This window comes from Rufibacter sp. XAAS-G3-1 (assembly GCF_013623775.1).
Classification (GTDB): Bacteria; Bacteroidota; Bacteroidia; order Cytophagales; family Hymenobacteraceae; genus Nibribacter.
In genome coordinates, this window is record NZ_JABFAM010000016.1 from 32,852 (window position 1) to 45,592 (window position 12,741).

A 12,741-nucleotide genomic window follows, 5' to 3' on the forward strand; every position below is an offset into this window, starting at 1 on the left:
TGATGGATAAGTGATTGGTTCTCAAAGGACGTTTCTCCTGAAAATAATTTCGCGGGCCTCCTGTTTTAGGGCTGTTTTCTTGAAAGGAGCCTTGAAACAGGGGGCGGCTTTAGACGTATTTGCTTTTTTTGTGGACAAAATTTCACATGATTCAACCTTAGCCAGAATGCACCTTTCTCTAAGCTGCCCAAAGGAGCCTGCAGGCTTTTGAGTACTTTTGAGAAAAACAGCCTCAAAACGGGCGGACATCCACCGTTTCTGACCTGGTATCAAACTATGCCCTGTCAGGATCACGGTTGCTTGGTGGGCAGGAGAAAGGAAGTTAGTCAAAGTTTACCTTGCCGCCGTGTTTCTCAATGTTGTACAGGTTTCTTGCCAGTTCAAAAACGATGGGATCAGAAAGGCTATTGGCTTTGCGGGCCTCCTGTTCAGAGGTGCCTTCCTGTAGGTGATTAAGGTATTGTTGGTAGCAACTTCGGATAAGTTGGAAGAGGCCGTGGAGTGATTTTTCAGAAGTTTCTACCTGCGCTGCATCAAACGCTGTTCTTTCCACAACCTCGTCCACCAGGTAAAACTCGTCTTGCATAATCTGGTGCGTGCCTTCTTCGTCCAGCACCAGGGGTTTGTAGACCTTGAAGTAGTGCTCGTCGGCAAGGAACGTGCTTCCGGTGCTGTTGATCAGGTTGATGATGACGGGGGAGTCCAGGGCCTGTTCTGCTGATTTTTGGGAAAACAAGGCCAGAATCTGCAGGCCTTGTGGGTAATGGGCCAACAAATGTGAAAGATCACCCAGGTCAAAGCCCAGCGATACGGCTTTGGAGGCAGAACCGGTGTGTAATCTTCCCGTTACCGTTACCGCCGTGTCTTCGGCGTAGACAATCTCCTCCATTTCAAAAGGATCTGAAAGTAAGATGGATTGGGGGGAGTAGGTGGAGGGATCAATGCCGTGAGAGGTAGAAACCGCGGGCGCAGGAAGGGTGGCTAGCTGCTCCAGAAGCTGGGCGTCTTTGTTTTCCTGCAAGAAAAGGCTGGAAACAAAGATACTGTGTTCGGCGCTATCGCCTATGGCCGCTAGTTGTTGAAGGTACATGTCCAGAAACTGAAGCTTGTTTTTGAGTTTCTTATAGATTTTGGTCTTTCTGAACGTCTTTCTATGGTAGTAAAGCAGGGTGGCCACCTCGCCGTAGCAGTCCAGTTCTTTTACCTTTTCCATTTCCTGCAGAACGGCTTCGGGCGTGGCCCTGTCTTTCAGCAGCATTTCCTCAAACAGGAAGATAGGATAGTCATGGGTGGGTTGCCCAATCTCGGGCAAGACGTTGAAGGCACTCAGCTTCTCGTTTTTGGCCTCCAGCAAGACTTCCAGGTTTGTTTTGACCGGTGCCATCAGATGCTCGGTGGCGGCCACTTGCAACTGCTGCTGGGTTTCCTGTAGCGCTTCCTCAGACAAAGGAACGGTTTCGGTCAATTGCCACAGAATCTGGAGATGGGTATGAGAGGGCGGAAGACCGTAGGCAGCCATAATGTCCTCCTCCAACTCCACCACCGATTCAAACAACTCCGTGTTTTCCTCCGGACCACCTTTCTCTTTCAAGTCCTGGTAATAGTGGTAATAAGTCCTGAGTTTTTCCGTCACCTGCATATCCTGTATATTTTTCTGTGGTTAGAAAAAGGCTTTCGTATTCTGGACTCCCGCAAGGGGCAAGTCCTAAGACAAATGTGTTGCTACTTCATCACCCGTTCAATCCTGGCCTGAACAAATTTTCTGGCCATTGAAGCTTGTACGCAAAGCATACTCCTAAGACTTGTACTTTTAGGATAATTTGTAGCGGAGCAGATAAACGGCCGCGCGGAAGATCATAAATGGACTTGCTTTCCTACAGGAATAGGAATTGAGATACTCTGTTTTGCAGGTATTTTGAGGTAGGCAAGCACTAGGGAAACCCAAGGGAGCCATCTCTTCTGAAAAGGAGCTGTTTTCTGAAATCTGGCCCGAAAACGGGGGCATGCGTGCTTTTAAGAACCTGTGTAGGCTTCCAGATAGCTGGGAGCCACAGCATAAGTGAGCCAGACCTTATTCTCAGATTGATAGAATTTTACACCGTTTTGGTGCATCTGGCCACTTCTTACCAGAAAGATGAAGGGTTTCCCGTGGCGGGCCCCTACTTTGGATGCGGTTTCTACCTCAGCAGATAAATGCACGTACTGCCGGGAGTGCCGCTGCAAACCTTCTCTCTGAATAGACGCAACCTGGTGTTCTGCCGTGCCATGGTACAGAAACTCTGGCGGAGGTACGGGCTGCAACTTTAAATCTACCGGAACAGAATGTCCTTGGCTGGCCCTGATCTGGGTGTGCTTTTCATTGAAGGCGAAGCGTTGTTTGTCATTGCTCGCAACAACTTCTTCCAGTCTCTCCTGCGTTAGAGGCTTCCCTTGGGCTTGCATTTTCTGTAATAGCAGATCAACATTGGCCCAGCCTTCCTCATCTAAGTCAATGCCTAAAACCTCCGGCTTGTGCCGAAGAACCAAGCTCAGGAATTTACTGATGTCTCTGTCTTTCATCTAACGCAAGGGTTTTGGTTGTCAGGAATTAAGTATTTGGACAAAATAAAATAGACACTTTGCCATCTTGGAAAGATCTTGTGGGCAAGCTAAAATTTCCATTACTAATTGCTACTGCCGTTTGGCACCAAGAGCCTTCCAGGATGGCAAAGAAACGGGAGGTATCCTTATTTGTGTCTCAGATATTCTTCCTGTTTTACGGCCGTTTTTTGAAAAAGACACTGGAAACAGGCTGTGAAGATGTCTCCTGTTGCATAGAAAAAGGGTAGTTCATTAAAAGTAATGATAAACGAAAAAGCACTCGCTTGCCTCTCGGCCGCGGGAGGGTTACCCGCGGCCTCTGGGCGTATTATAGGATAGCTCCGTTTCGGGCCTGATTTTCCAAAAACAGGCCCGAAACAGGAACTGAAAGCTTTTGGACTATTTGAAAGAAAAGTAAAGTCATTCCTAATGTTCTTCCTAGCGGCCAGAGGCCGCGGGGAACCCACCCTCGCCAGAGGCGAGCGAGTGGAATCTAGGACTACCATAGAAACAGAAAAGCCCGGCTGAACCGGGCTTTTCTGTTTCTATGGTAGGATATTACTTCACTTCTTTCAGTAGCTCTTGTACGGCTACTTCCAGCTGTTGGTCTTTGCCTTTGCTTACCAGTTCGTATTCGTTCATCACTTTCACGTCTGGCTCGGTTTGCAGGTTCTCAAGGTAGCGGCCTTGCACGTCTTTCACGCCCAGGGGCGGAACACCCCAACGCACGCTGCTGTCTTGCAGGTTTTCCCAGCCGCCCCAGGTGCAGGTGCCCGGTACCGGCATGCCCACCAGTTTGCCTAACTTCAGGTCAACGTAACTGAACGCGAAGCAGTGGCCGTCTGAGTAGTTGGCTTCGTTGGCCAGCGCGATGCTGGGTTTCGTCCACCGGAAGGAAGGTTCAATGCCCACCGCGCGGTTATCCGTGGTGTAGTTCAGGAACATCTTTCCGCTCAGGAACATGGCTAAATCTGCCACCAGGTCGCCGCCGCTGTTGTGGCGGGTGTCTACCACCATGCCTTTGCGGTTGGCGTACTTGCCCATCACTTCCTCGTACACGGTACGGTAGGCAGGGTCGTTCATGCCCGCAATGTGCACGTAACCCAGTTGGCCGTTGCTCAGGCGGTCTACCTCTTCGGCGTTGCGGCGTACCCAGCGCTTATATAGTAAGGTGTTCTCCTCACCGGCGGAGATAGGCTTTACCGTGATTTCGCGGCGTTTTCGGGAATTCGGGTCAAAAACGGTGAGCAGCGTGTTCTTGTCGGCTTTTCGGTTCAGGAACTGGGCGTAGTCTTTGTCTGGGGAAAGCGTTTCACCGTCTATCTTCTCAATGACCATGCCGGGCTTCACGTCCAAACCGGCTTTCTGGAGGGGGCCACCCAAGAGTACTTCCTCTATTTTGAGGCCGTTTCCGGTAAAGTTCTGGTCATAGAAAACGCCCAATGAAGCAGTGGCATCGGCGTTCACCGGCACGTTGGCGAAGCTGGAGCCGGAGTGGGAGACGTTCAGTTCACCCAACAATTCGCTCAGCATCTCAGAGAACTCATAGTTGTTGCTGAGGTGGGGCAGGTACTTCTCATAATCGCCTTTCAGGCCTTTCCAGTTGGCCCCGTGGAAACCGGCGGTGTAAAAGGTTTTCTGCGTGCGGCGCCATACGTGCTCAAACATGAAAGCGCGTTCCGCCGCCACGTTCAGGTTCAGGTCGCCGCTGATGCTCACGTTCTCCTGCTTGTTGGCGGTGGGGTCTAGTTTAATCACGCGGCCATCGGCAAGCAGGAACAGGTTTTTGTATTCTTTGTCCCAGTCCATGCTGGCACGGTTCGCGTTCAGGGTCACGGCCATTTTGGTTTCCTTCGTGCGCAGGTTGGTGCTCCAGAGATTGTAGCCTTTCTCAAACCGGGCCAGGTAATAGAGCGTCTCACCGTCTTTAGACACCAGGGCGTCACCTAAGGGGGCCGAGTGCAGGGTTAGGCGGGCTTTGCGGGTTTTCAGGCCTTCCCAGTCAATGGCCAGGGGCTCTTCGTCTTGTTTCTTCTTTTTGTCTTTCTCCTTCTCTTTGGCGGCTTTCTCTTCCTGCTCTTTGATGAGCGCATAATCTTCTTTGCTCAACCTGAATTTGTCATACGCTCCCTGGGTCATGAACAGGGCGAAGATGTCTGACTGGGCCCCGCCACTGGTGGCTTGGGAGCGCATGCCCTCACGGGTACTGTTCCAGATCAGCATGTTGCCCCCCGCCATCCACTGCGGGGAGTCATCCTGGTAGCCGCTCTCCGTGAGGTTTATTTTTTTACCTTTTCCATCGGCAGAGATCAGGCCTACTTCGCCATTGGCGAAACCCGGTTCTGAGAAATCAAAGGCGATCCATTTGCTGTCTGGGCTCCAGGTAAAGTACTGGTCGTTGTCGCGCATGGAGAACAGCTCATTGGTGGTGAGCAGGGTGCGTACCTTCTTGTCCTTTGTATTATACACCTTGAGGGTGATGCGGTCTTCCAGAAACGCGATCTCTTTGCCGTCTGGCGAGAACTGGGGCTCGTAGTTTTCCTTGTCGTTGTCAATGAGGGCCGTTTCATGGAGCAGGGTAGAGGCGTAGAAGTAAGGCTCCTCTTTGCGGCTGATCTGGGTCTGGTAGATTTTCCAGCCTTTGCCGCGCTCGGTGGCGTAAATCAGGGTTTTGCCGTCTGGGGAGAAGCTCACGTGGCGCTCCTGCTCTGGGGTGTTGGTGATGCGTTTGGTGGCGTTTCCTTCCACGGCAGAGACAAACACTTCGCCCCGGTAGATGAAGGCCACTTCTTTGCCGTTAGGCGACACCGCCAGATCCTGCACGCCGTTTCCGGCCACGGGCACAATGCGCTCATTATTGGTTTTGGCACCAGTAGCAATGCGCACGTTCACCTTCTGCGGCGCACCGTTGGGCTGCATGGTGTACAGGTCACCGTCAAACCCGAAGCAGAGCATGCCGTTGTTAGATGCCGTCAGGAAGCGAACCGGGTGCTTGGTGAATTTGGTAACTTGGGTGGAGGTGCCGGGTTGGTCGGCGGCCAGGCGGTGCACATTGAACGTGCCGCTTTCCTCACTCAGGTAATAGATGGTTTTGTCATTGTCGGCGAAAACGGGGGTGCGGTCTTCACCGGCGTAGGTGGTGAGTTTGGTGTGCTTGCCGGTTTTGGCGTCAAAACTCCACAGGTCACGGGTAACGGCAGAAACGTGGTGTTTCCGCCATTGGTTTTCGCCGCCTTTCTTGTCTTGGTACAGCATGATCTGGCCGTTCTGGCTCAGCTTCACTTCCTCGGCGGGCGTCGTCAATACCTGCTGCACCCGGCCTCCGGCCAATCCTACTTTGTACAGCTCAGGCTGGTAAAACGTAGGGTACTGGCGGTTGGAAGCCATGTCCAGGCGGGTAGAACCAAAATAGACGGTCTTCCCGTCGGGGCTGAACTCATACGGATACTCGTTGGCCGAGTGGAACGTCATGCGCTGGGCCTCGCCCCCCGTGGCGGGCATCTGGAACAAGTCAAAGTTGCCGTACCGGTCAGACGCGAACACAATGGTTTTGCCGTCTTTGCTCCACACCGGCATGTAATCGTGGGCCTCATGAATGGTAAGGGGCACGGCAGTTCCGCCACTGGCGGGTACCCGGTAAAGGTCGCCTTTGTAGGTGAAGACAATGGTTTGCCCGTCGGGCGAAATGGAAGAGTAGCGCAGCCACGACGGCGCGTCCTGGGCGTTTGCCGCGCTAAGCGTGGTGGCCAGCAAGGCACCGGTATAGAGTAGTTTCTTTAGCATACAGAAATAGAATGACGCAGTAAGTTACGGAGTGGCGCGTGGATTTGAAAACAGAGTTGTGTTGCTGCGTTTCTTTGCCTTGAGAACCTGTTGAGAGTTTACATAAACCGGCATTTAAAGCAATTCCCCTGGTGCAGGCGTCCGCTTGTGCCGTCGTTTCCAGGCTGTTTTTACAAAAACAGGCCAAAATCAAGAGGTTTGTTTATGCTCTGGCGTAAGCATCTGCTTGTACCTCTGTTTTTAGGTTGTTTTTCTGAAAACAGGCAGAAAACCCCAAACAGCTTCAAAATAAGGGTAAAGGAACCAGGTAGTGTGACCCGTTCCAAGGAATGGAACAGAAGGCGATAGGTGGTATTAATATTAGGAGTGAAACCTGAAGGAGGGAAGCGGAAAAAACGGTCTGGGTCAAATAAGTTCCCTTACTATCAAAAAACTTTACTCTATTATTTGTAATTAATCTAAATAGGTAGTTAGTTTGTTTCTGTTTAGAAGTAGTCTAAATAATAGCGGTGCCAAACTGACGAGTTACAGCACCGCGGTGAATAGAGTTTTCTACCACAGTTTTCAAACCCTACCCGTAATGTTCAAAAAACTTACTGTCTATAGCTTCCTTCTGCTTCTCACCCAATTTGCCTATGCGCAGCGCCATACTTCTATCATTAGAGGTACGGTGACGCAGGAAAACGGAAGCCCTCTCGCGTTCGCGACCGTAGCCCTGGTGGGCACTTCCTACGGCACCTCTACGAATGACGCCGGTTACTATACCCTGAAGCCCTTGGCCGAGGGTACTTACCAGATAAGAATTTCCATGCTTGGGTTCCAGACCATTGACAAGAAGTTTCAGCTTCAGGCCAATCAGGAACTGGAGCTTTCCTTTGCTATGAAACCCGTAGCCAGCCAGATTGGGCAGGTAGAGGTGTTTGGGGAACGGGAGAAGCAGCCCGAGAAATTGGATGCCATCACCCGCCTTCCCTTAAAGCCCATTGACCAGATCCAGTCCATCTCCGTTATCTCAGACCGTTTAATTGAGCAGCAGGGAGCCTTGACCGTCATGGAAGCGGCTAGAAACGTGCCCGGCGTGTATACCTACTCCACCTACGGCGGCGTAAGGGAAAGTATTTCTTCCCGAGGCTTCAGGGGAATTCCCACGCTGAAGAATGGCGTGCGCGTGCTCACCGATTTTAGAGGCATGGGCTTCTCCACCGACATGCAGGGCGTGGAGAGCATACAGGTGCTGAAAGGCGCTTCCTCCGTGACCATGGGCGCCGCCACTGACTTAGGCGGCCCCGGCGGAATTGTGAACGTAGTGACCAAAACCCCCAAGTTTGAGAATGCCGGACAGGCATCTCTGCGGGTAGGCAGCTTCGGTCTTATCAGGCCTACGTTTGATGTGCAAGGCGTGCTGAACGAAGCCAATACCTTGGCCTTCAGATTAAATGGCGCGTATGAAACCGGAGGCAAGTTCAGAGACCACATGGTCAAAGAATCCTTCTATATAAATCCCTCTTTGGCGTGGCGGCCAGATGCCAAGACCTCAGTGGTGTTAGAGATGGATTACTACAACAACAACCAAACCATAGACGCCGGTACCGTTAACCTGAGCGTAGGCAATAAAGAGAACCAAATCTATGACCTGCCCAGAGAACAGTTCCTGGGGTTTGAATCTGACCTGTCAATGGTGAAACATACCACGTTTGCGGCCAGAATCAAGCGTGATTTAACGGATAACGTTTACCTGCGGGCGGCCTATTTCCGTTCTAATTATGATTCAGACGCCATAAGAACCAGTTTGGCCGCCGCCCGCAGAGATGTGAGCAAAGGAATCAACGTAGATCAGAACCATATCTTCAACCGTTCCATTGCCCACAACCAGGCCCGGTTTGATAAAAGCAGCGTGTTTCAGGTAGACCTGGTAGGCGCAGATGTAGAATCGGGCTTTTTGAAGCACACCTTCCAGGTTGGTTTTGACTACAGAACGATTGATCTGGAGGAACCCGTCTTCAATTCCATTGCCGTAGACCAGATTGATGTCCTGAACCCGGCTACCATCACCAATACCCTGCCAAACAACATTGCCAACTTCCAGAGAACCGGCGGCACCCATTCCTTTGACACCAGATTAGGCCTCACCTTCCAAGATGTGATTCAGGTAACGCCCTGGGCCAGAATTCATGGCGGCGTACGGTACAGCACCAACCAAACCAGCACCCCTGAGGGCGCTAAGATTGAGCGCTCAGATTACTGGAACCCCTTGGCCGGCATCGTGCTTACGGTAAGAGAAGGAATCAACCTGTTTGGTTCTTACACCAACAGCACCAATCCCAGATCTGCCTCAGTGGTAGACGTGAACGGCAATGCCCTGGGTGCCGAGCGCATTGACCAGGTAGAGGCCGGGGTGAAGTCATCTTGGTTTGCGGATCGCCTCAGATTCAACCTGACCCTCTACAAGATCAACAACAAAGACATGAACCTGCAGGTGTTTAGGGTAGATGAAACCGGGGCGGTGGTAGCGGCTGGCTACTATACCAAAGGCGGTAACGATGAACGCAAAGGCGTGGAAGTGGAGTTGACCGGTAGAGTTCTACCCAACTTAGAGGTAGTGGCGGGCTATGCCTACATTGATGCCCAGTACAAAGAACACTCTACCTTTGTGCCCGGCTCATCTCCCAACAACACCCCAGACCATACATTCAATGCCTGGGCGAATTATTCGGTGCATGAAGGCGCGCTGAGAGGCCTGAACGTTGGGTTGGGTACCTATTACCTAGGCAAACGCCCTTACAATGACTGGACGCTGGAAGGTGTCCAATACCACAACATTGACCCAAACACCGCCCCTTGGTATAACAAAGCCTATACCCTGGTAAATGCGCAGCTGGGCTATGAGTTTCAGGAGCACTGGGGAGTGCGGGTGTTGTTTAACAACATCTTTGACAAAGTAGGGTATGATGCGTACCGTACCAGCTTCATTGACCGCATTCAGCCAAGAAACTTCTCCGGAACCGTTACCTACCGCTTCTAAGATTAAAATTGCTGCCAAAGTTTACCAGCTGCCGGTGCGTGTGTGCCGGCAGCTTTTATGCTCAAAACCATTAACCTCACACCTATATGAAAAAGGAGTTCACCTGGCGGAAATTGTTCAATGACATCCACCTTTGGCTGGGGTTGGCCAGTGGTTTGGTGTTGTTCGTGGTCTGCCTTACCGGTACCATCTTCACCTTTCACACCGAAATTGAAGAAGCGATTGAACCGGAGAAATACCGCGTAGAGATACCGGCCAATGCCGTGCCGCTTTCGCCCGATGACCTCATTTCAACCCTGCAAACCGCCCAGAAGGGAAAAGTGACGGCCCTGCAGATTCCGCAAGACCCTGCTAAGCCTTACCGCCTCACCCTCAAAAAGGAAGGAGGAAGCAAGGGCGGCAAACCCGAAGGGGAGAAAGCCAAAGGCTCTGGCGCACCAACAGTTCTGGCCGCCGGTAAAGGCGGAGAAGGAAAGAACGGCGGCAAAGGAGGCCCCGGCGGGGGCGGCGGACGTGGAACAACCTACCTGGTAAACCAATACACCGGCGAAGTGAAAGGCACCACCGAAGGCCCGGCCCACGGCTTTTTTGAAATCGCCGAAGGCCTGCACCGTACCCTCATGGTGAAAACCGAGCCCGGCACCCTGAACCCCGGTAAGATCATTGTGGGCGGCGCAACCATCATCTTCGTGTTCCTTATCTTGACCGGTCTGGTGATCTGGTTCCCTAAAAAACTGAAGAACTGGAAACAGGGGCTTAAAGTGAAAACCAGCGGCAACTGGAAACGCATCAACCATGACCTGCACAACTCCCTAGGCTTTTACTCCTCTTTTCTGTTGCTGATTATGGCCTTGAGCGGACTTTGCTGGTCATTTGACTGGTACCGCGAAGGAGCCAGCGCCCTTCTGGGAGACCAGATCTTCAAGCAACGGTCAGAAAAGCCGATGGATTCTGATCTGGCCGGATTCACTGCCCAAAAGCCGACCCTGGCCAACTTCATCAGAACCGCAAATGAAATTCTGCCCTACGAAGGAAACTACCGCATCTCTCTGCCCGCCGACTCTGTCAGCGCAGTGGTGTTGAATAAATCTAAAAGCGGTTTCTTCGCGCTTTCCGCCTCAGACAAAGTGCAGTTAGACCAATACACCGGCAAAGCCTTGAAAGTGGAGAAGTTCGCAGACAAGAAGTTTAATGAGAAAATAGCGGCCAGCGTAAGAGGAATGCACCTGGGCGAAATCTTCGGGACGTTCTCCAAAATCATCTATTTCATCTGCTGCCTCATCGCGACCAGCTTGCCCATCACCGGTACTTTCATCTGGTGGAACAAGCTGAAGAAGAAATCAACCAGACAAGTAGCTTCTTCCAGACCAGCGGTATCCAGAGCATAAATAGTTATATGTTTCTGTTTTGGGGCTGTTTTTAAGAAATCGACTCTAAAACAGATTCTGGCTACTAAGGCGAAGTCCTTCGGCCAGGAGCCGGAATTCAATCCAAAGGAAAGGGCTTGAACATCTTGTTCAAGCCCTTTCCTTTGGTGGGTTCTTCTAGTCCTTTTAGGCCTGTTTTTCTAAAAACAGACCTAAAACCGATGCTTAGGAAGGAATAGTCGTTTTCAGGAATTGCGGGGCTTTCCGGTTTCTGGAAACCTGCTCATAGGCGTACGCGATGCCGAGGAGTTGCGGCTCAGCGTACGCGCGCCCAAAAAAGGAAATACCCACCGGTAAGCCTTGTACCTGCCCCATGGGAACCGTGATGTGCGGATACCCGGAGATAGCGGCCGGGGTGGAGAGACCATACCCCGTAAAGGAATCGCCGTTCACCAGGTCAATGCACCAGGACGGGCCGTAAGTAGGGCCGGAGATGGCGTCCAGGTTGTGCTCTTTCATGATGCTGTCAATGGCCTCCCGCGAGCCGGAAAGTTGCTTGGCTAGGGCCTCCTGGTACTCCTTCGTCTTCAGGTCACCCAGTTTGTCTGACATTTCCAGGATTTCCTGCTGGAAGAAAGGCATGGAAGTGGCCTCGTTCTGCTTGTTCCAGGCAATTACGTCTGAGAGGGTTTTCACCTTCGCGTTGGCGGTTGAAAGGTACTTGTTCACGCCATCCTTGAACTCGTACTGGAGAATCTTGAAGCTGGAGCCGGAGACCTCCCTAATCTTCTTCATCACTTCCACTTCCACAATGGTAGCGCCCTTGCTTTTCAGTTGCTCCAGGGCTTGTTGCAGCAGGGCATCAATGGCTACGTGGCCTTTCAGGAAAGATTTCTCCACGCCGATGCGCTTGCCCTGGAGGCTGTTCGCATCCAGAAATTGGGTGTAGTCCGTCTGGGCTTTGCCGGTATTTTCTTTGGTGACGCTGTCGTTCGGGTCAACGCCCGCCAACACGCCTAGAAGAATAGCCGCATCGGTCACGGTTCTGGCAATGGGGCCAGCGGTATCCTGCGTATGCGAAATCGGGATAATGCCCGTACGGCTCACCAAACCCACGGTTGGTTTGAAGCCCACCACGCCACTTACCGCCGACGGGCACACCACAGAACCATTGGTTTCGGTACCAACCGCCACCACGCATAGGTTGGCGGAAACGGCTACCCCAGACCCAGAACTTGAACCACAAGGGGTACGGTCTAGCACGTAGGCGTTTTTGGTTTGCCCGCCCCGTCCGCTCCAGCCGCTGGAAGACTCAGTAGACCGGAAGTTGGCCCACTCGCTCAGGTTGGTTTTGCCAATCAAGACGGCACCGGCGTTCCGCAGTTGACTTACTATGAAAGCATCTTTGGCGGCTTTGTTATTGGCTAAGGCCAGGGCACCCGCCGAGGTGCTCATTTTGTCGTGCGTGTCTACGTTGTCTTTCACCATCACCGGGATGCCGTGCAGCGGCCCGCGCACCTTGCCGGCTTTACGCTCCTTGTCCATGGCCTCGGCAATCTGGATGGCATCTGGGTTCACCTCAAGCACCGAATTGGTTTTAGGGCCGCTCTTGTCCACGCTCTTGATGCGGTTCAGGTACAGTTGGGTGATGGCTTTGGAGGTCAGTTCACCAGATTGCATCTTGCGCTGTAGGTCTTGGATGGTGGCCTCGTTCAGTTGGAAATCGGTGGGAGCGGCTTCCGCTGCGGCGGTTCCTTCCTGGGCGGTGTTGCTGGTAACCGAGGTGGCGCAGGCACCCAGCCCCAAAGCCGAGAAAGAGATTCCGGCCAAAGAACCGGTTCTTAGGAAATTGCGTCTGTTCATTCGTTTGGATTTTGTAGAAAGATAACCCTTCCGGGTTAAAAATGAAATGCTTCTTTGCAGGCTTTTTTGAGAAAACAGCCCTAAAACAGACCATTGATTTCCGCTGGTGAGGGTAAATTATTCCAA

The 12,741-nt window shown here is 52.1% G+C and carries 6 protein-coding genes; 2 read left to right on the plus strand and 4 right to left on the minus strand.

Features of this window, described 5'->3' with window-relative positions:
* Window positions 1–322 precede the first annotated feature (322 nt).
* The 3 genes from HHO50_RS16800 to HHO50_RS16810 all read right to left on the minus strand — a co-directional run bounded on the left by HHO50_RS16800 (window position 323) and on the right by HHO50_RS16810 (window position 6,363).
* On the minus strand, window positions 323–1,639 hold the full coding sequence (locus HHO50_RS16800; protein ID WP_181307632.1) for a hypothetical protein: 1,317 nt from the start codon (window positions 1,637–1,639) through the stop codon (window positions 323–325).
* 374 nt (window positions 1,640–2,013) lie between these two features.
* Window positions 2,014–2,559: an RNA 2'-phosphotransferase gene (locus HHO50_RS16805; protein WP_181307634.1), complete on the minus strand. Its 546-nt coding sequence runs from the start codon at window positions 2,557–2,559 to the stop codon at window positions 2,014–2,016.
* Between the two features lie 579 nt (window positions 2,560–3,138).
* Window positions 3,139–6,363 (minus strand): S41 family peptidase, encoded by a 3,225-nt coding sequence (locus HHO50_RS16810; RefSeq protein ID WP_181307636.1) that lies wholly within the window; start codon window positions 6,361–6,363, stop codon window positions 3,139–3,141.
* A 580-nt stretch (window positions 6,364–6,943) separates the two neighbouring features.
* On the opposite strand from HHO50_RS16810, the gene HHO50_RS16815 reads away from it, so the two are divergent.
* On the plus strand, window positions 6,944–9,385 hold the full coding sequence (locus HHO50_RS16815) for a TonB-dependent receptor (protein WP_181307639.1): 2,442 nt from the start codon (window positions 6,944–6,946) through the stop codon (window positions 9,383–9,385).
* Between the two features lie 86 nt (window positions 9,386–9,471).
* Window positions 9,472–10,773 carry a PepSY domain-containing protein gene (locus tag HHO50_RS16820; RefSeq protein WP_181307641.1) on the plus strand — a complete coding sequence of 434 codons (1,302 nt, stop codon included), beginning with the start codon at window positions 9,472–9,474 and terminating at the stop codon, window positions 10,771–10,773.
* A gap of 204 nt (window positions 10,774–10,977) precedes the next feature.
* Here HHO50_RS16820 and HHO50_RS16825 read toward each other — a convergent pair whose 3' ends face one another.
* Window positions 10,978–12,615 carry an amidase gene (locus tag HHO50_RS16825; protein WP_181307643.1) on the minus strand — a complete coding sequence of 546 codons (1,638 nt, stop codon included), beginning with the start codon at window positions 12,613–12,615 and terminating at the stop codon, window positions 10,978–10,980.
* Window positions 12,616–12,741: the final 126 nt, after the last annotated feature.